The 18,797-nt window shown below is 65.7% G+C and carries 17 protein-coding genes; 2 read left to right on the forward strand and 15 right to left on the reverse strand.

Annotation, left to right across the window (positions count from 1 at the left end; genetic code table 11):
* Window positions 1-257 precede the first annotated feature (257 nt).
* Window positions 258-1,352, forward strand: coding sequence for an aminoglycoside phosphotransferase family protein (locus NV2_RS28405; RefSeq protein WP_067881269.1), 1,095 nt, complete (start codon window positions 258-260; stop codon window positions 1,350-1,352).
* A 44-nt stretch (window positions 1,353-1,396) separates the two neighbouring features.
* Here NV2_RS28405 and NV2_RS28410 read toward each other — a convergent pair whose 3' ends face one another.
* The 3 genes from NV2_RS28410 to NV2_RS28420 form a co-directional block, all read right to left on the reverse strand.
* Entirely contained in the window at window positions 1,397-1,756 is a 360-nt protein-coding gene (locus NV2_RS28410; protein WP_067881407.1) for a carboxymuconolactone decarboxylase family protein, read from the reverse strand.
* 81 nt (window positions 1,757-1,837) lie between these two features.
* Window positions 1,838-2,578 carry a DUF8020 domain-containing protein gene (locus tag NV2_RS28415; protein ID WP_157103134.1) on the reverse strand — a complete coding sequence of 247 codons (741 nt, stop codon included), beginning with the start codon at window positions 2,576-2,578 and terminating at the stop codon, window positions 1,838-1,840.
* 11 nt (window positions 2,579-2,589) lie between these two features.
* On the reverse strand, window positions 2,590-3,888 hold the full coding sequence (locus NV2_RS28420; RefSeq protein WP_067881275.1) for an MFS transporter: 1,299 nt from the start codon (window positions 3,886-3,888) through the stop codon (window positions 2,590-2,592).
* A gap of 222 nt (window positions 3,889-4,110) precedes the next feature.
* On the opposite strand from NV2_RS28420, the gene NV2_RS28425 reads away from it, so the two are divergent.
* The gene (locus tag NV2_RS28425) at window positions 4,111-5,124 is read left to right on the forward strand and encodes an AraC family transcriptional regulator (protein ID WP_067881278.1); all 1,014 of its coding nucleotides are present in this window, start codon (window positions 4,111-4,113) and stop codon (window positions 5,122-5,124) included.
* A 29-nt stretch (window positions 5,125-5,153) separates the two neighbouring features.
* On the opposite strand, the gene NV2_RS28430 is transcribed toward NV2_RS28425, so the two are convergent.
* From NV2_RS28430 to NV2_RS28485, 12 genes are all read right to left on the reverse strand, one after another.
* Window positions 5,154-6,722, reverse strand: coding sequence for a long-chain-fatty-acid--CoA ligase (locus tag NV2_RS28430; RefSeq protein ID WP_067881281.1), 1,569 nt, complete (start codon window positions 6,720-6,722; stop codon window positions 5,154-5,156).
* Between the two features lie 2 nt (window positions 6,723-6,724).
* On the reverse strand, window positions 6,725-7,390 hold the full coding sequence (locus NV2_RS28435; protein WP_067881288.1) for a 3-oxoacid CoA-transferase subunit B: 666 nt from the start codon (window positions 7,388-7,390) through the stop codon (window positions 6,725-6,727).
* Entirely contained in the window at window positions 7,387-8,157 is a 771-nt protein-coding gene (locus NV2_RS28440; RefSeq protein WP_067881289.1) for a CoA transferase subunit A, read from the reverse strand. Before NV2_RS28440 ends, NV2_RS28435 begins: the two co-directional genes overlap by 4 nt.
* The gene (locus NV2_RS28445; RefSeq protein ID WP_067881292.1) at window positions 8,154-8,753 is read right to left on the reverse strand and encodes an RBBP9/YdeN family alpha/beta hydrolase; all 600 of its coding nucleotides are present in this window, start codon (window positions 8,751-8,753) and stop codon (window positions 8,154-8,156) included. The genes NV2_RS28440 and NV2_RS28445 overlap by 4 nt, the downstream gene beginning before the upstream one ends.
* A gap of 88 nt (window positions 8,754-8,841) precedes the next feature.
* Complete coding sequence (locus NV2_RS28450; RefSeq protein WP_067881295.1) at window positions 8,842-9,894, reverse strand: beta-keto acid cleavage family enzyme; 1,053 nt, start codon at window positions 9,892-9,894, stop codon at window positions 8,842-8,844.
* 40 nt (window positions 9,895-9,934) lie between these two features.
* The gene (locus tag NV2_RS28455) at window positions 9,935-10,828 is read right to left on the reverse strand and encodes a TauD/TfdA dioxygenase family protein (protein ID WP_067881300.1); all 894 of its coding nucleotides are present in this window, start codon (window positions 10,826-10,828) and stop codon (window positions 9,935-9,937) included.
* 26 nt (window positions 10,829-10,854) lie between these two features.
* On the reverse strand, window positions 10,855-11,829 hold the full coding sequence (locus NV2_RS28460; RefSeq protein ID WP_067881303.1) for a quinone oxidoreductase family protein: 975 nt from the start codon (window positions 11,827-11,829) through the stop codon (window positions 10,855-10,857).
* A gap of 413 nt (window positions 11,830-12,242) precedes the next feature.
* Complete coding sequence (locus tag NV2_RS28465; RefSeq protein ID WP_067881307.1) at window positions 12,243-13,091, reverse strand: 3-hydroxybutyryl-CoA dehydrogenase; 849 nt, start codon at window positions 13,089-13,091, stop codon at window positions 12,243-12,245.
* A gap of 95 nt (window positions 13,092-13,186) precedes the next feature.
* Window positions 13,187-14,446, reverse strand: coding sequence for an NAD(P)/FAD-dependent oxidoreductase (locus NV2_RS28470; RefSeq protein WP_067881310.1), 1,260 nt, complete (start codon window positions 14,444-14,446; stop codon window positions 13,187-13,189).
* 93 nt (window positions 14,447-14,539) lie between these two features.
* Window positions 14,540-16,174 carry an acyl--CoA ligase family protein gene (locus NV2_RS28475; RefSeq protein WP_067881312.1) on the reverse strand — a complete coding sequence of 545 codons (1,635 nt, stop codon included), beginning with the start codon at window positions 16,172-16,174 and terminating at the stop codon, window positions 14,540-14,542.
* 118 nt (window positions 16,175-16,292) lie between these two features.
* Complete coding sequence (locus tag NV2_RS28480; RefSeq protein ID WP_067881315.1) at window positions 16,293-17,252, reverse strand: DUF5996 family protein; 960 nt, start codon at window positions 17,250-17,252, stop codon at window positions 16,293-16,295.
* Window positions 17,253-17,404: 152 nt separating this feature from the next.
* A complete protein-coding gene (locus NV2_RS28485) occupies window positions 17,405-18,748 on the reverse strand; it encodes a family 1 glycosylhydrolase (protein ID WP_067881318.1) in 1,344 nt (447 codons plus the stop codon).
* Window positions 18,749-18,797 lie beyond the last annotated feature (49 nt).

Here is an 18,797-nt window from a genome sequence, read left to right on the forward strand (position 1 = left end):
CTCGAACGCCGGCGCCGGCGCGTGCTGGAAATCATGCATACCCTGCCGCACTCCGCCCAGGCCGCCATCCGCGAGTCCATGGAGAAGGAAGGCGACACCGACACTCAGGTGCTGCCCGCCTACGGACAACAGGCCTACCCGGGCAACTGATCGCGCGCACCGCATCGATCGCAGTACCGTCCGGCCGCCGAGCATCTCGGCGGCCGGATTTCGTCGTTTCCACCACTCATTCAAGTGAGTGAACACATACTTATCCGATGAGCGACGACGCGGTCCCGGCACCGGCGCTTCGGATTCCGGGCGACTGGAACGAGGTGACGCCCGAATGGATGACGGCGGCACTGGCGCGCGACCACTCCGGCGCCGAGGTCGACTGTGCGCGCCTGATCTCGCGTGACGACGGCACCAACCGGCGCGCCCGATTCGACCTGACCTACCGGCACGGTTCCGGTCCGGCCCGGGTGTTCCTGAAAGCCGAGGGCGATCACCGAGATGTCCACAGCCGCAACGGAAATCTGTTCAACGAACCTCTACTGTTCGCCTCCGGCGTGCCGTTGGATGTCGACCACGCGCACGTCTACGCGGTGGGAATCGATCGGCCGGGCCTCGACTACGTGCTCGTCATGGAGGATGTGACCGGCCGCGGCGGCGACCCCCGCGACTCCACCCGCCCGCTCACGGTGCGCCAGGCATGCAACGCAGTACGCGCACTCGCCCGATTACACAGCCGCTATTGGGAATTCGAGACCAGGACCTGGCCACAACTCGGCTGGGTGAACACCTGGGCGCCGACTGCCGGATTCCAGGCGGGGCTGCGCGCCTACGTGCCCACCGGCCTCGTCCGGAGCGCCGGCCTCCTCCCCGACCGGGTCACCCGCTACGACGGCGAGCGCATCGTCGACCTCTGGGCCCGCTATGTCGCTGTACTGCACCGTGATCCGGTGACATTACTGCATGCCGACGCCCATATCGGCAATATCTACACGCTGCCCGACGACGAGGTGGGATTCCTCGACTGGCAGGTGGTTCGCCGCGGCGCATGGTCTCAGGATGTGGGGTATTTCCTGATGGGTGCGCTCACCGTCGCCGACCGCCGCGAACACGAAACTGCGCTGCTCACAGCATATCTCGACGCACTGGAAGTGCCCGAACACTCCCGCCCCACGCGGGACGAGGCCTGGCGGCACTACCGGGCCTGCGCCGCATACGGCCTGGCGATCTGGCTGTCCACCGCCGGCACCGACAGCTACCAGCCACTGCAGGTTTCCCTGCCGCTGGCCGAACGCTACGCAACGGCCTTCGTCGACCTCGACGCCGAGGCGGCACTGGCCGAACTGGAGGCACGTAGCTGAACTCCCGGCGAGACGCGGTCGCCCTTCGACGACCCCGCCACACGTCATGGCTTCCGGCCGCGGACCTGCGATCGCCGAGTGAAGGCCTCGAGTTCTTCGGCAAGAACCGGCACACCCAGATTGCAGGCGTGAATACCGAGCACGCTGACCATTTCCAGCACCGTCACGATCTGTTCCGGCGGCACACCGAGCTCCAGCGCAGCACGAATATGCCGTCGCACGCCCGGTGAGTACATGTGGGTGCAGGCCGCATCGATCGCGATACTCAGCAGCTCCACGAATTCCGGTGGAAACAGGCCTCTCCCGAGCGGTGTGGCATGCATGGCCATGAACCGCTCGGTCCATTCCGGATCCCATTCGTACAGCTGATTCCACAGCGGATTCCAGCTGCCGGTGGCCCGCATCCGATCCACGACAGGTGTGGGGAAGGGTGGGGACGATTCGAACACGACACCTCCTGGTGTGCGGAATGCGTTGCTGGATGGCTATTTCCCGGAGACCATCGCCTGTGCGGGATCTTTGCAGTAGGCGAGCTCCGGCGAGCAGGGCGCCAGAATGGTCGAGAAGTACTGGATCGCCGAGAACAGCGTGATGGGACCGCCCGCCAGAATGAGGCCGGACATGGACCCGACCGCGCCGAGGGTGGCCGCTCCGAGCACACACCCGGCGACCGTCGCGCCGACGAACGGCGCGAGCAGCATGATCACCGGGCTCGAGATCGCCGCGCCGACCGCCCCTCCGACCAGACAACCGACCCCACCACCGATGACCGCGCCGAGTACCGCGCTGACACCGGCACCGATGGCGACACGTTGGCCGAACGCACCCAACGCCTGCGAGTCGCGGGGCGTGAACGATTCCGCGGCCTGCTGTACGGAGACGACGTCGCCGCGCGCCGGCGCCTGCGCCGGGTGGCCGTGGGAACGGTCCGGAGTGAGGGTGGCGGTGTTGCCGTCGATCCGGGCATTGATCGGATAGGCGGTGTCGTCGATGGCGAAGGTCAGTGGCACCGCGGCCACCGGCCGGCCCGCGAGATCGGAGAGAATGAGCTGGTCCGCAACCACTTTCCAGTTGCCGTCCGAGGTACTCACCACGGCTGAGTCCGCCTGTCGCCCTATCTCGTAGTGCACGCCGCCGGGTTCGGACTCGGCGTGGGCGGTACCGGCGGTCACCGTCGCGGCGCCGACAGCGAGTGCGGTGATCAGGGCGGGTTTCGTCAACTTCATCGGATTCCTCATCATCGGTTGTGCACGGAAGCGAGTTTGCGCAGGCCGGCGGGGTACAGGCACCGGCCGGCCACGAGCGCGGCGATGGCAACGAGATAGGCCAGCGGTGCCAATCGCAGTGCGGTGATCAGGTCGTACCGGTCGGCGAGCAGTCCGACGACGAACGGTCCCAATGCCATGCCGAGCAGGCTGTTGGACAGTGTCAGGGTTCCCATGGCGGAAGCACGGACCGAGGAATGGGTGAGCGTGGCAACCATCGCGGCGGTCGGCCCGGAGCAGCCGCCCGCGAAGAACGCGCCGATGCCGAGCACCACCAACTGTGCCGCGCCCCGTTCGATACCGAACCCGACTGTCAGACAGATCAGCGATATCGCACAGAACCCGATCGCGGTCAACCATTTACGAGAGGGATCGTGGCGCCCGACCCGGTCGGTGAGCACGCCGCACAGCACCATGCCCGCACCGACCAGCAGGACGATGCCCGAGGCCGCGGCGGCAGCGGTGTCGGTAGCAAGGCCGTAGACCCGGTCGAAGAAGCTGGGAGTCCATGCCAGCAGCACCGCGGCGGTGAACAGGTGCACACCCCCGCCCACATAGGCGCACAGCACGGCGGGGTTGGTGAACAGCGTCGACACCGGCGCCCGGAAGCCACTGCGCTCGGCCGGTCCGCTCGACTGCGGATCGGCGTGCCTGGCGAGCCTCTTCTCGTTGACGGCAGTGCCGAACAGTGCCGCCAGCACCAGCCCGGCCGCCGCCATGGTGACGAACGACCACCGCCATCCGAGGTGCACCGCAATCGCGCCGCCGGCGGCAACACCGAGGACCGAACCGAACGATCCGCCCGCCATGAACGCACCGCTCAGCGCCGCGTGCACTCGCGGAGCGAACACGCTGAGCACCACCGCGATGCCGACACTGCCATAGGCGGCTTCCCCGACTCCCACCAGAAATCGGGCGCCGAGCATCTGGTGATAGTTCACGGCAACGGCGCACAGCAGGGTTGCGACACTCCACAGCGTCGCCATCAGCACCAGACTCTTGACCCGGCCCCACCGATCAGCCAGCAGCGACAGTGGGAAAGTCAGCAGTCCGACCATCAGCGCCACCACGCTGTTGAGCGATCCGAGCTGCGAATCATTGAGGGCCCACTCGGTTTTCAAAATTGGGAAGACGGCGCTGAGGACCTGGCGCGACATATAGTCGGCGAGCAATAGTCCGAAGGCGAGGGCGAACACGAGCCACGGATACATCCGCGCCCGTCGTGTCGAGCCCGCCTCCGCCGGAGTCTCAGGGGTGGTCTGCAACTGCATGGGTGCTCCTGCCGATCCGGCGGACAAGGAACTGTTCGCCGGGATAGTGAGGGGTCCGAATGCGCCGCCCGGTGTGTGCGAGCGCATTGTCGGACCTGCCGTCGGACGCCGGAATCCGACGCCCTCCTCGCTGTGATGCAGACAACACTAAGCAGGAGTGCCGCATTGTGCTTTACTTCAGGGGACAGCAATCTGAACAATTTGGGACATTGAGTGACGGTTATGAAGCCTTTGGCTCGGTACGCGGCCCTCAACGATTACGTCGATCTGGGACAGTCACTCGGACTGGATCCGGCCCGCCTGGTGCGCGAGGCCGGCCTCGATCCTGCAACCCTCAGCATGCAGGATCGCTGGGTGCCGGCCTCGGCCGTGACCGAACTACTGGAGCGGTCGGCCGCCGATTCCGACCACGAGGATTTCGGGCTCCTCCTCGCCGAGCGGCGGCGCCTGTCCAATCTCGGTCCGCTCAGTCTGGTCATTCGCGAGGAGCCGAATGTGCGTAGCGCACTCGAGCTCATGGTTCGCCATCAACACACCTACAACGAATCCCTGCACATCCGCCTCACCGAACGCAACGGCATCGCCAGTGCGCGGCTACACCTCGACGTCGGCGAACGGCGCAGCACCCGGCAAGCCACCGAACTCGCGATGGGTGCCATGCAGGGCATTCTGCGCAGCTTCCTGGGAGCGAACTGGTGCCCCACCGAAGCGACCTTCACTCATTGCGCGCCGCGCGATCGCACCACACATCTACGCATCTTCGGACCGCATCTCACGTTCGATCACGATTTCACCGGAATGACTTTGTACACAACGGATCTCGATATCCCGAATCCGATGTCGGATCCGCTGCTGCGCCCCTACGCCCAACAATTCCTGGAATCCGTGGACCACACCGCACACGACACAGCGGTACGAGATCGGGTGCAGGAACTCGTGGAACTGCTCCTGCCGACCGGGCGCTGCTCCGTCGATCAGGTCGCCCGCAGCTTGGGTGTCGACCGCCGCACCGTCCATCGGCGCCTGGCCGAGGAAGGGCACACCTATTCCGAGATTCTCGACTCCACCCGGGGAGATCTGGCGCGACGCGTGGTGGGTAATCGAGACCGGTCGCTCACCGAGGTCGCCGACATGCTGGGCTTCTCCAGCCCGGCCAGTTTCACGAGGTGGTTTCGCAGCCACCACGGATGCAGCCCGAGCCAATGGCGTCGGGCTGCATCGGAAGGTACCGGATAGCGAGAGATCTCGGCCCCCACCGCACAGTGCTACGGCAAGGCCTCGACCTGTTCCGGGAGCCGCAGATCACGCTTGAGGATCTTGCCACTGGCCGTCATCGGCAGCGCCTCGGTGACCTGGATATGCCGCGGATATTTGTATGCGGCCAACCGTTCGCGGCACCAGGCGATCATCTCATCGGTATCGATGATCGAATGCTGTTCGGGCACAACGAAGGCCACGATCTCCTCGCCGTAACGGTCGTCGGGTGTGCCGACCACGGCCGCGAGGGACACCTGGGGATGGGTCAGCAGCGTTTCCTCGATTTCTCGCGGATAGACGTTGAACCCACCGCGCACGATCATATCCTTGACGCGGTCGACGATGTAGTAGAAGCCGTCCCGGTCACGACGAGCGAGATCGCCGGTCCGCAACCAGCCGTCGCGGATTGCTTCCCGCGTCGCCTCCGGGCGATTCAGATATCCCCGCATCACATTGTGGCCGCGAAGCGCGATCTCGCCGACACCATCGGTGACGGTATTCCAGTCCGCGTCGATCAGACGGGCCTCGATTCCCCACACCGGCACACCGATGGATCCGGGACGTGGATCACGCCGCGGGTCGGCGAAAATCGCCAGCGGCGAGGTCTCGGACATGCCGTAACCCTCCAGAATGCGCACGCCGAAGCGCTGTGCGAAACGGAAGTGGATCTGCACCGGCAGCGCGGCACCACCGGACACCGCCCGGCGCAGGGTCGCCGCCAGGCGATCGGTGTCGGTGTCCGCGCCGATCGCATGCAGCAAGGCCCAGTACATCGTGGGCACGCCGGCGACGAAGGTGATGTGCTCCTCGGTCATCGTCCGCAGCGCCGCCGCGGGATCGAACCTCGGCATCATCACCAGCGTCGCCCCGGTGGACAAGCCGGCGTTCATGTTGATCGTCTGCCCGAACGAATGGAACAGCGGCAGGGTGACCAGATGGGTATCGGGCCGTTCAGGACTGCTGTCGAACAGCCGGTTCGCGGTCAGCGCGTTGAGAACCATATTGGCGTGGGTGAGTTCGGCGCCTTTGGGTTTTCCGGTGGTCCCGCTGGTGTAGAGGATCACCGCGGTGTGCTCGGGTCCTTCGATCACGGTGTCGAAACTCGCCGATTGCGCGGCGATTGCCCGGTCGAGGATCTCCACCCCCGATGCCGGTGCGGACGCGACGGGATCGGCGATGAGGAACATCTCCCGGCAACAGGTGCTCCGCCGGAACGCTTCGATTCCGCAGTCCCCTGTGGGCAATGCGTCGTCGCCTTCGAAACAGAGGTAGACATCCGCGCCGGAATCTTCCAGGTGGTAAGCGATTTCGGCGGGTTTGAGCAGAATGTTCAGCGGCACGACCACCGCACCGCATTTCAGGATCCCATAGTAGACAGCGGCGAAGTCGGGGATGTTCGGGCAGGTCAGCGCTACCCTGTCCCCCGGTTCCACCCCCGAGGTGACCAGCAGGTTCGCCACCCGGTTGGCGCGCGCGTTCAGTTCGGCATAGGTCATGGAGGTAGCGGCCGAGCGTACCGCGTCTCGGTCCGGGTACCGCCGGGCCGAATCTTCCAGCAACATGGCGAGAGTGAGCATGCTCATTGCCCTCGGGTGTCGATCTGTACCGGCGCGTCGGTCGCGGCCAGCACGTCCGCCTCGGTGACGCCGGGTGCACACTCGGTCAACACCAGTCCACCGGCGGTGATGTCGAGGACACCCAGATCGGTGATGACACGATTCACCACGCCCTTGCCGGTCAGCGGTAATGTGCAGTGACTCAGCACTTTCGATGCACCGGACCGGTCGGCGTGCTCCATCAGCACGATCACCCGGCGAGCGCCGTGTACCAGGTCCATGGCGCCGCCCATCCCCTTGACCAGGTGGCCGGGGACCATCCAGTTCGCCAGGTCACCGGATTCGGAGACCTGCATACCGCCGAGTATCGCGGTATCGATATGACCGCCGCGGATCATGGCGAAGCTGGCCGCAGAGTCGAAGTAGGACGCACCTGGGCACACGGTCACGGTCTCCTTGCCCGCATTGATCAGGTCCGCGTCCACCTCGGCGGCGGACGGATACGGCCCGGTGCCGAGGATGCCGTTCTCCGAATGCAGCGTTACCCGGATGTCGTCGGGCAGGTAATCGGGGATCAGAGTCGGCAACCCGATCCCGAGGTTGACGTATTCGCCCGAGCGCAGCTCCCGCGCCGCGCGCGCGGCCATGGCGGGCCGGTCCCAGCCCCGGCGGGTGGTGATACTGGTCATTGCGACTCCTCGGCGCGTACTGTCCGCTTCTCGATCAGGCCCGTGGTCCTGCCCGTGTGCACGATGCGGTCGACGAAAATTCCGGGTAGGTGAACCGTGTCGGGGTCCAGATCGCCTGCGGGCACCAGGGTTTCGACCTCGGCGATACAGATCCGCCCGGCGGCGGCGACCAGCGGGTTGAAGTTGCGGGCGGACTTGTTGAAGATCAGATTGCCCGCGGTATCGCCGATCACTGCGTGGACCAGGGCATAGTCGGTGACGATCGCCTCTTCCAGCACATACTGTTTCGGACCGAACCGACCACCGAAACTCGCAACCGGTTTCGGCGGTGACGCGACCGCCACGCTGCCGTTCGGGCCGAATCGCCACGGCATCCCGCCGTCGGCAATCAGAGTGCCGACGCCGGCGGGCGTATAGAAGGCAGGGATGCCCGCGCCACCGGCCCGCAGCCGCTCGGCCAATGTGCCTTGCGGGGTGAGCTCCACCTCCAGCTCACCAGCCAGGTACTGCCTCGCGAACTCCGCGTTCTCCCCGACATAGGAGGCGATGACTCGGCGTACTCGCTTGTCTGCCAGCAGAATTCCCAGTCCGTGTGCGCCCGTGCCACAGTTGTTGGACACCAGCTCGAGCTGGTCGGGCCCGGCCGCAGCCACCGCCTCGATCAAGGTGTCCGGAATACCGCACAACCCGAATCCGCCGACGGCGATCGACGCTCCCGAAGCCAGATCCGCGGTCGCGGCAGCCACAGACTCCATCACCTCGGTCATCGGACCACCTCCGCCTGCACCGCGCGCCGCCCCATCTCGACGACCTCGTCCAGCAGCACCCGGGCCCCATCCCAGGGGCCGAACCCGGAGGCGGGATTGAGATGTCCGACGTCGCCGAGCTCGACGAGCCGGCTCCCCCATGCCTCCGCCATGCCCGCCACCCGGCGCACCGATGCCAGCGGATCGGTGCTGCTCGCCGCGACGAGGCTCGGGAACGGCAGCCGCCGACGCGGAATCGGCAGCCAGCCGTGACCGTCCAATTCGGCAGTGCTCGGGTATCCCGGGGGAAAGGGTTGTTCGATATCGGCCGGAGTCGCCAGCAGCGCGCCGTGAATCTCGCGGTCGCTGTGTTGTGCCCAGTGCACGGTGATCATCACCCCCGCGCTGTGGGCGACCAGTACGATCGGACCGCTCAGCTGAGACAGCACGTCATCGAGGACGCCGACTCGCGTCGCGAGGCTGAGTGTGTCCTGTTCGAGCGGTGGCACGATGCGTACCCGATCGAGCTCCGCAGCGAGTTCGGTCTGCCAGTGATCGGGAACGTGGTCGCGCAGGCCGGGCACGATCACCACGGTCGGCTCTCTGGTGGATTGCATAGTGCTGACATCCCTTCGGTGAATGGATGGCTCGCGCAGAACCCGGCGGGCGGAGACGGTGGCCGCCCGCCGGAGTGCGGTGCGCTGCTCAGGCGTGGTGGGTGAAACCGACCTGGCCCGGTTTCCGGTTGGGTGCATAGCCGAGCTTGGCGAGCGTTTCGTCGGTATCGGCATAGATCGTGCCGATCTTGTAGATGTCTCGGGCATCCTTGCCGGTGGCGACCTCACGGCCGAGTTCACCGGCGATGCGGACCAGCTGCCGGATCTGCTGCACGGAGGTCATCTTCTCGCCCTTGCGACCCCAGATGGTGTCCTCGTTACCGCACCGAGTGTGCAGGCCCATCGCCGTCGCCATCGTGTTGACCGGCAGCACCGAACGCATGAGGGTTTCCAGGGTCAGGCAGGCGCCGTCGGGCACCCGGTTGATGAACTGCATGATGTTGTACGGATTGGGGCCGTCGAAGCCACCACCGATGCCGACCCAGGTCAAGTTCAGCGGACCGGTGTACACGCCGCGGCGGATCAGCCGCTCGACGGTCTCGAGCTGCGGGATCGAGGACAGCTGGAAATGCGGCTGGATTCCGGCGGCCTGTAGCCGGCGCAGATGCTCGGCCACCCAGCCCGGGCCGGCGGGCACCGTCATCTCTCGGTATGCCTCGGCCAGTTCCGGACGCTGCATCGAAGTGCCGGCGATATCGTCGGCGGTCATCAATTCCATGATGTTCATCTGGCTGGTGTTGATCGCGATCGTCACCTGATCCGGCTTCGGATCCAGCTCGGCCAACATATGGCGGGTGTCGTCGGACAGCCATTTCGCGTCGGCTCCTTCGCCTTCTGGCGCGAACGAGATCGACCCGCCGACCTGCAGGATCATCTCCGGAACGGCCTCGCGGAGTCCGGCGAGCAGTTCGTTGAACTTCGACAGCCGCTTGGACCCTTTACCGTCGAGTTCACGGACGTGAATGTGCAGAACGGTCGCTCCGGCCTCGTAGCAATCCACCGCCTGCTGGACGTGCTCCTCCATGGTCAGCGGCAGATCATCGCGGAAATCATCGGGCTCCCACTCCGGGCCGTACGGGGCACAGGTGATGACCAGCTTTTCCTGATTCTCCGGAAAGAGGGCGTCGTCGTGAAAGTGCATGATGCAACTCCGATCGAAATATCCTGTAATGGAATATGTTTCAGAATGTCTTGTCGCCGATGATTCCCGCGCGCTCCATTTTGCGGACATCGGGGAAGTAATCTTGCACCGCGTAATGCTGGGTGCAGCGGTTGTCCCATATGGCGAAGCTGTTCTCGGCCCACTGCCAGCGGACCTGATATTCGGGGACGCTCGCCTGCCGGACGAGATAGTTCAGCAGTTCCGACGCCCCCGGCGCGTAGTCGATACCGAACCGCACATTCTCGGGGGTGTGGTAATTGACGAAGTGCGTGGTGAACGCATTGACGAACAACACCTTTTCACCGGTTTCCGGATGAGTGCGGACCACCGGATGTTCGGCGTCGGGGAATTGCTCGTGCAGCCGTAGCCGTTCGTTCTCAGGTCGCATCGCGCCGAAACTCGCCTCGATCGAATGCCGGGCCCGCAATCCGCCGATCCGTGCTCGCACCGAGTCCGGCAGCCGCCGATACGCCTCGGCCATATTCACCCAGATGGTGTCGCCGCCGATAGCCGGTGTTTCCACACACCGCAGCACACACCCCATCGGAGGCGCTTCCCGCCAGGTCGCATCGCAGTGGAAGGCGTTCTCGTAGTGCTCGGGCGCACTGTCGAGATCCTTGTAGATCCGTACCAGGCCGGGGTGGTCCGGATCGCTGCCGAGCACCGGATGATCCTCCAGTGGACCGAAACGTTGCGCGAGGGCGACGTGTTCGGCTCGGGTGATGTCCTGGTCGCGGAAGAACAGCACCTTGTACTCGAGCAGCAGGTCCTTCACGGCACTGAACAGGGTGTCGCTGCGCGACACCTCGGCCAGATCCACGTCGAATAGTTCGGCGCCGATCGTGCAGGTCAACGGGCGCACGCCGAAGATGCCCGATCGCGTCGAAATATCAATGGGTGCAACGCTTGTCATAATTGCTCCTTGATCCGAAACACGCCTCAGACGGTGAGAACCGACGAGCCGACGCTGATCCCCTTCTCCAGATCACGGTGCGCAGCCACCGCGTCCGCGAGGGCGTAACGCTGATTGATCGCGACCCGGATGCGACCGGCGCCCACGTGGGAGAACAACTCATTCGCCAACTCCGCCCGCTCGGCCGGGTCGGCGACGTAATCGGCCAAGGCAGGCCGGGTGACGAATACCGAGCCCTTGATCGCCAGCTGCATGGCGTCGATCGGCGGGATCGGCCCGGAGGCCGTGCCGAAGCACACCAGTAGTCCACGCCGGGCCAGCGAGTCCAGCGAGGATCGGAACGTGGTCTTGCCGATGCTGTCGTAGACCACCTTCACCCCGGCCCCACCGGTCAGCTCACGCACGCGTTCGGGGACGTTCTCGCGGGTGTAGACGATCGTGTGATCGCAGCCGTGTGCCCGGGCAACCTCCGCCTTGGCATCGGTGGAAACGGTGCCGATCACGGTGAGGCCCAGCAGTTTCGCCCACTGCGTGAATATCAGTCCCACCCCGCCGGCGGCGGCGTGCAGCAACACCGTGTCTCCCGCCTGCAGCGGGTAGATCCGGCGTAGCAGGTAAGCCGCCGTCAGTCCGCGCATCGTCATCGCCGCGGCGGTATCGAACGCGATATCGTCCGGCAGCGCGATCAGATGTTCGGCGGGCATGACCCGCTCGGTGCTGTAGGCCCCCAGCGGACTACCGGTGTAGGTGACGCGATCACCGGAGGCGAAGCCGGTGACATCGGACCCCACGGACTCGATGACACCCGCGGCCTCGACTCCCATTCCAGCAGGCAATGGCCCCGGATACACGCCGGTCCGAAAATAGGTGTCGGCAAAGTTCAGCCCCACCGCTTCGTGCCGAATCCGGACCTCGGCCGGGCCGGGCTCACCGACCTCGACGTCTTCCCAGCGCAGTACTTCCGGCGCACCGGTCTCGTAAAATCGAAAGGCTTGTGGCACAGTACATCTCCTCGTGCAACGGGGACCAGACGGCCCGGCAACAGTGGGTGTGACACAGTCGGCGACCACGTTTCCGGCAGCGGATCATGTTCCGTCCGGCGCGACTCGCCACGCTGTGTGATGTACTCGACACTAAGCGCCCCGAGGGTATTGCGCTTACCTACACGGGACACAGTTATTGACATATTGGGACACGCGAAGGGTAGGCAGGTTCCCGTTGAAACTCCGTCGACACCAATCGGAGCCACGGTGAGGGGTGTCCGGCACGGGGAATGAGCCGGGCACGCCGGTCCATCGGCAGCCGATCGTGCTACCGATGGACCCAGCATGGCGATGACGGCGCCGCAGGAGGAGGAGTACACCCACAGCCGGTTACCAGGCGGAGCAACCGCCGTATCGCCAGCAGTAGCCGCTCAGCTGTACTCGTAGAACCCGCGGCCGGACTTGCGGCCCAGGCGTCCGGCGTCGACCATGCGACGCAGCAGAGCCGGCGGCGCGTAGTGCGGTTCGGCGAATTCGCCGTACAGCGATTCGGCGGCGGCGAGGGCGATATCGAGGCCGACCGTGTCGAGCAGGGTCAGCGGGCCCATCGGGTAGCCGCAGCCGCCCTTCATCGCGGCGTCGATGTCCTCGGCGCTGGCATAGCCGGACTCGAGCATGCGCACCGCCTGGCACAGGTACGGGATGAGCAGCGCGTTGACGATGAAACCGGAACGGTCGCCGGCCTGCACGGTGGTCTTGTTCAGGGTGTTCTTCGCGTAGTCGGTGACGGCGGCGGCGACCTCCGGTGCGGTGGTCAGGGTCGAGATGACCTCTACCAGCGGCATCACCGGCACCGGGTTGAAGAAGTGCAGGCCCAGCACCTTCTCCGGTCGCTTGGTGGCACCCGCGACCTTGATCACCGGGATCGAGGAGGTGTTGGTGGCGAGGATGCCCTCGGGCTTGACGATGGCGTCCAGCTTGCCGAAGATCTCGTACTTCAGCGATTCGATCTCCGGTGCGGCCTCGATGACCAGGTCACGATCGGCGAACTCCGCCATATCGAGCGTCACCCGCACGCGGGCGATGACCGCGTCGGCCTCCTCCTGGGTGATCTTGCCCTTGGTCACCCCGCGCGAAATCGAGGTCGTGATGCGCTGCTGCGCGGCCTCCGCGAACTCCGGCTTCGTCTCCAGGACCAGGACCTCACTACCGGCCTTCGCGCACACCTCGGCGATTCCCGCACCCATGGTCCCGCCACCGATCACACCGATCAGCTTCACAGTCGTCTCCCAATTTCTCGGCATCTCTCGGACCTGTCAGGTTATTCGGCGCGGTGCTGTGCGCGCGAGCACACCCCCGCCCGATCCGCCGGAATTCACCTGTCCTCCACCCGCCCCAGCACGACCTGCGGCCGATTGTGGGTGAAGTAGTCGACACCCCACGACGCCACGGCGCCGACCCGCTGCCAGACCCCCGACAACAGCGCCGCATGCACCCCCAGCCAGGCAACGAAGGCGAGCGGGCCGTGCAGCACCCGCCGGCGCGGCCCGACCTCCGCGACGGCGGCGCCGCGGCCGATCATCGCCATGATGCCCTTGTCGCGGTACCGGAACGGCTGCCGGGATCCACCGGTGAGGTCGGCATGGATATTGCGCGCGGCCCACTTGCCGGATTGCTGTGCCACCGAACCCAGTTGCGGCAGGGCCCGCCCCTGGGCGTCGACGATGTTCGCGGCATCGCCGAGGACGTAGACGCCCGGAAAGCCGGGCGCGGTCAGGTCCGAGTCGACGTCGATACGACCGCCCTTGCCCTGTGGCATACCGGATTCGGCGATCAGCGCCGATGCTTTCAGACCACCGGCCCACACCACCAGGCTGCCGGAGATGGTCGACCCGTCCTTCAACGTCACCCCGTCGGGACGCACTTCGGTCACGCCGACGCCGAGCCGCAGGTCGACACCCATTTTGCTGAGCTGTTCCCGCGCATAGCTCTGCGAGGAGTCGGAGAAGGGGGCCAGCACGGTGGGGATCATGTCCACCAGGTGCACCTTCGTGGCCTGGGCGAACTCTTCGGAGAACAATTTCGGCACGGCGGAACGGAGGTTGTCGGCGACCGCGCCCGCGAGTTCGACGCCGGTCGCGCCGCCGCCGACCACGATCAGGCCGAGGTCGTGGTGCTGTTCGGTGAGCGAGTCGGCGCGATCGAGGTCGGCGACCATCCGAGCACCGAGCCGGACGGCGTCGTGCAGCGAGTACATCGGGTAGGAGTGTTCGGCAGCGCCCGGAATGCCGAAGAAGTTCGGTTCCGCACCCACCGCGACGACCAGCACCTTCGCCTGACAGAGAGTGCCGTCCGCCAGGGTGACGGTTTTGGCGGCCGCGTCGACGGCCTCGACCTCGGACACGAGGACCCGCACCGACCGGTGCCGCCGGAAGATCGCCCGGAGCGGCCGGGCCACCTCCGAGACCCCGATCTGCGCGGTGCCCACCTGATACAGCAGCGGCTGGAACTGGTGATAGTTGTTCTTGTCGACCAGCAGCACCTGCACGCCCTGACGCGCCAGGTGCTGGGCCGCGGCAACGCCGGCGAAACCGCCGCCGACGACAATCACATCTCGGGAAATCGTCGTAGCCATCCTGCCACGCTAGCCGCAAGAGCCCGGGCTCTCGGTGAACTCGGACGGTCGACTGTCCGGACGAATCCCGGCCGCCGGGTGTGGTCCGGAAGGTCAGCCGTGAATCCGCTTGTCCTGCCCGCCCCACTCCCGGTCGCGGAGCTGGAATTTCTGGATCTTGCCCGTCGACGTCTTCGGCAATTCGGTCACGATCTCGACCTCGCGGGGTGCCTTGTACCGGGCGATGGCGTTCTTCACGTGCTCGATCAGCTCGTCCGGTGCGACGGACCGGTCCGGACGCAGCGTCACGAAGGCTTTCGGGCGCTCGCCCCACCGCTCGTCGGGGACACCGACGACCGCGACCTCCAGCACCGCCGGATGGGTGAGGACCGCATGTTCGATCTCGACGGTGGAGATGTTCTCGCCGCCGGAGATGATCACGTCCTTGGCCCGGTCCCGCAGTTCGATGTAGCCGTCGGGATGCATCACGCCGAGGTCGCCGGAGTGATACCAGCCGCCGGCGAACGCACGCGTCGTCGCCGCATCGTCCCGGTAGTACCCCGTCATCACATTGTTGCCGCGCATCACGATCTCCCCCATGGTTTTTCCGTCGGCGGGCACATCGCTCAGCTCGACCATGGCGGGGTCGGCATCGGGCTCGACCAGCTCCACCACCCGCACCGGGTCTGCTTGGATCATCGCCACACCCTGACGGGACTGCAGTACCGCGCGCTGCTGCGGCGGCAGCGTCGCCCAGCTGTCCTGCCATTGGCATACCGTGTACGGCCCGTACACCTCGGTGAGGCCGTACACGTGCACGACCCGGAAACCGAGCCGCTCCATTTCCAGGATGGTCGTTGGGCTCGGCGGCGCACCGGCGGTGGTCACCACCAGTTCGCTGTCGAGCACATGGGCCTCGGGTGCGTTCGCGATCGTCGTCACCACGGTCGGCGCACCGTTCAGGTGGGTGACACCGTGTTCGTCGATCAGATGCCAGATCGCCTCGCCGCGCACCTCGCGCAGGCACACGTGGGTGCCACCGATCGCTGTCAGCGCCCACGGGGTGCACCAGCCGTTGCAATGGAACATCGGCAACGTCCACAAGTACACACTCGAGGGCTCGTGGTAGCTGTGCACGATCTCGCCGAAGGAGTTCAGGTAGGCGCCGCGGTGGTGATACTGCACGCCCTTGGGCCGGCCGGTGGTGCCGGAGGTGTAGTTGATCGAGATCGTCGAGCGTTCGTCGGCCACGGTCCACGGCACGACCGGGCCGTTGTTTCCGCGCTCCAACAGCGCCGCGTACTCGTCGACTCCCTGATCGGGGCCCTCGGGATCGACGTGCACCACGATCTCGCGGACCGTCGCCAGCGATTCACGGATCGGCTCGATCGTGGGCAGCAGCGTGGAGTCGATGATCAGCACCGTCGCACCGGAGTGGTCGAGGATGTAGCGGACCTCCTCCGGCGACAATCGCGTATTGACTGCGACCAGTACGGCTCCGGCCAACGGGATACCGAAATGTGCCTGCAGCATGGCGGGAATGTTGGGCAACAGGCAGGCGACGCGGTCGCCCGGCATCACCCCACCGGCCCACAGGCCGCGTGCCAGCCGCTGCGCGTCGCGGGCGAACTCCGCATAGGTCCAGCGGTCTGCGCCGTGCACGATCGCCGTCTTTTTCGGGTAGACAACGGCGGAGCGGCCCAGGAACGCCAGCGGGGTGAGTTCGGTGAACGATGTGGTCGCAGTCACGATGCATGATTCTTACGCGGTATCGGCGGAAGAAGAAAGCGGGACCCGGCACGGAGGCCTATCGCATCGCCCGTCCCGGTTGAGGCGCCACCGGCAACCACGCTGCTCGTCCGGGCGGTTACCGCGCCGACCAGCGGGCCGCCACTCGTTTCTCGGCCCACCGACGCGGATCGCATTCCAGCGATTCCCGATCCCAATTGCCGAGATCTGCTGCCGCCGCGTACGTTTCGTGCAGGAACATGGAGACCATCTCGTTCGGGTCCGGCGCGACACGCGCGGTTTCGTAAGGTAGCACGAATTCCCCCAGGTCAGCGGCATAGTGCGCGCCCGGAACTGTAAGTCGGTAGTCGCGATACCCCTCCGGTTCGGGATAGGAGTAGGCATAGAATGCGCCTTCCTCGCCGCCGCCGGGCCAGAATCCGCAGCTGCTGAGTTCATGGGAGTAGCCCTCCACCATCACCCAGTCGGCACAGTGCGGTGCACCGCCGGCGTGTTCGGGCGCGGTGCGACCGGAGAACCGAGTGCAGGCCAAATCCATGGCACCCCAATAGAAATGAACCGGGCTGACCTTACCGGTGAAGCCGGAGCGGAAGTCGTTCAGCAGACGGTTGGCGTGCACGAGCTGACGCCAGAACGTCTGCGCGGCCTCCGGGTCGTAGGAGGCATGTTCGGTATCCTCGGCGAACGGAATGGAGGGGTCGACCTCGTTGGGCCGACCCTGAATCCGCGTCTCCAATCCCAGCTCGTCGAGGGCTTGCATTGTTTCGCCGTAGAACTGTGCGACCGATTTCGGTGCGAGCGCCACGGTGCGGGTGGTGCCGTTGTCGGCACGAATCAGCAACTGGTGTGCGAAGAAGTCGAATTCGATATCGAACAGCCGATCACCGTACGGAATCGCCGACGTGGTCAACCCGCGTGGGCTGACATAGAGCGTCACCTGCCACCAATGATTCGTCAGCGGGGCGTGCGCGAGCCGGATCTTTCCCACCACCTGCATCCACATATGCAGAGTCTCGCGCGTATCGGTCCAGTCCGCCACCCGCAACTGCGGCCATACGATGGAATTCTTTTCCGGCATGTCGGCCTATTCCCTTCGTCACCGGTTTCGATTCGGATTTCGACTTCCAGGAGCGTTCACTGATCCAGGATGGACATACAGCAACATATTGGCAACATACCCCCGTGTGCACGCCGGACGCACGCAATCGCCGATTCACCGGATCCCGGTAGCTACGGCACACCGATCGGGTCGAGACAGCTCGCCGGCGGGTCGACGACAATGCACAGTGCGGGGGCCCGGGTGGGCCGATAGTCCGCCGGCACACCGTTCGCGGCGACGATCCGGGAGTAGGCGCCGACGGCGTCGGTGGGACGACGCGTCAGCGACGGATCGGTACGCACATCCACGGTATAGAGACCGAATCGGGGTGTGTAACTTCCCCATTCGTAATTGTCGGTGAGGCTCCAGTAGTTGTAGCCCATCACGTTCATCCCGTCGGCCTTCGCACGCTGCAGCCAGTACACGGTGTCGCGCAGGTGGTCGCCGCGGGTGTAGCCGTCGCCGCGGGGCCGGCCGTTCTCGGTAGGCATCCCGTTCTCCACGATGTACAGGGGCTTACCGGGAAAGCGACGCGAATAATGTTGCAGCGCATAGTAGATACCCTCGGTGCGCAGCGGCGTCTCCCAGATCCGCGGGCCCGGCAGATTCGGCAGCGCCGAACCGGTCGCCCGGCCGATCGACTCGTACAGCGACCGCGCCGGATCGAAACCGAAGTAATAGTCCACGCCGATGTAGTCGAGCCGCCCGGCGACCCGGTCGACGAACTCACCGTTGACCTGGTCCTCGGCACCGGCGACATAGCCGACGTTGGCAGTCACCTGTGCCCCGGGCTGCTTCTGGTGGATGTAGTCGTAGATGGCGTTGTGCGCCTCGGCTACCCGCCCCAGCATCGCGCCCGCGTCGGCCCCCGCCTGCCGCACCTCGTGCTGGATATAGGCCACCGGCTCGTTCACGGTGACCCACAGTGGATTCCGCGATGAGTATCGGTCGGCGACGGCTCGCATATTCGCCAGCCAGTCACCGACCATTCCCGGATTGTTCCACCCACCCCGGTCCGCCTCCCAGCCCGGATACACCCAGTGGTCCAGCGTGATCATCGGCCGCATCCCGGCGCGCTCGATGGCGTCGACAACGGAATCATAGAACCGGAAAGCGTTCTCGTCCCACACCCCGGGCGCCGGTTGCAGCCGGGCCCATTCGACCCCGACCCGGAACACCCGCATACCCATATCGGCCGCCAGCCGGATGTCGGACTCGTACCGCCCGGCGAAATCGACCGAATCACCCAACGCCTCGTAGCCGGGATTGCCGGCGATATAGCGAGTCCAATTACTGTCGGGCGCATGTCCTTCGGACTGGAACCCGGAACTCGCCACGCCCCACAGGAATCCGGGATCCAGCGGTGCGACGGTGGCGCGCATCGGCGGAGCAGCCTGAGCGGGAGCACCGGGTAACAGGAGGGAACCGACAGCGGTGAGCACAGCCATGACGTTCCGAAATCCCCGGGATCGCATCGACTCAGGGTAGCGAGCGGAACCGCCGCACGCGCCGCCTTCACCCGAT

The organism is Nocardia vermiculata NBRC 100427, assembly GCF_001613265.1.
In the GTDB taxonomy this organism is placed as follows: Bacteria; Actinomycetota; Actinomycetes; order Mycobacteriales; family Mycobacteriaceae; genus Nocardia; species Nocardia vermiculata.

What these genes read in the sequence shown, in the direction of transcription:
- NV2_RS28440 (WP_067881289.1), bottom strand. Translation starts at nt 8,157, where the DNA reads ATGACCGAGGTGATGGAGTCTGTGGCTGCCGCGACCGCGGATCTGGCT.
- NV2_RS28435 (WP_067881288.1), bottom strand. Translation starts at nt 7,390, where the DNA reads ATGACCAGTATCACCACCCGCCGGGGCTGGGACCGGCCCGCCATGGCC.
- NV2_RS28480 (WP_067881315.1), bottom strand. Translation starts at nt 17,252, where the DNA reads ATGCCGGAAAAGAATTCCATCGTATGGCCGCAGTTGCGGGTGGCGGAC.
- NV2_RS28485 (WP_067881318.1), bottom strand. Translation starts at nt 18,748, where the DNA reads ATGCGATCCCGGGGATTTCGGAACGTCATGGCTGTGCTCACCGCTGTC.
- NV2_RS28450 (WP_067881295.1), bottom strand. Translation starts at nt 9,894, where the DNA reads ATGCACTTTCACGACGACGCCCTCTTTCCGGAGAATCAGGAAAAGCTG.
- NV2_RS28415 (WP_157103134.1), bottom strand. Translation starts at nt 2,578, where the DNA reads ATGAAGTTGACGAAACCCGCCCTGATCACCGCACTCGCTGTCGGCGCC.
- NV2_RS28420 (WP_067881275.1), bottom strand. Translation starts at nt 3,888, where the DNA reads ATGCAGTTGCAGACCACCCCTGAGACTCCGGCGGAGGCGGGCTCGACA.
- NV2_RS28405 (WP_067881269.1), top strand. Translation starts at nt 258, where the DNA reads ATGAGCGACGACGCGGTCCCGGCACCGGCGCTTCGGATTCCGGGCGAC.
- NV2_RS28425 (WP_067881278.1), top strand. Translation starts at nt 4,111, where the DNA reads ATGAAGCCTTTGGCTCGGTACGCGGCCCTCAACGATTACGTCGATCTG.
- NV2_RS28455 (WP_067881300.1), bottom strand. Translation starts at nt 10,828, where the DNA reads ATGACAAGCGTTGCACCCATTGATATTTCGACGCGATCGGGCATCTTC.
- NV2_RS28445 (WP_067881292.1), bottom strand. Translation starts at nt 8,753, where the DNA reads ATGCAATCCACCAGAGAGCCGACCGTGGTGATCGTGCCCGGCCTGCGC.
- NV2_RS28410 (WP_067881407.1), bottom strand. Translation starts at nt 1,756, where the DNA reads ATGCGGGCCACCGGCAGCTGGAATCCGCTGTGGAATCAGCTGTACGAA.
- NV2_RS28430 (WP_067881281.1), bottom strand. Translation starts at nt 6,722, where the DNA reads ATGCTCACTCTCGCCATGTTGCTGGAAGATTCGGCCCGGCGGTACCCG.
- NV2_RS28470 (WP_067881310.1), bottom strand. Translation starts at nt 14,446, where the DNA reads ATGGCTACGACGATTTCCCGAGATGTGATTGTCGTCGGCGGCGGTTTC.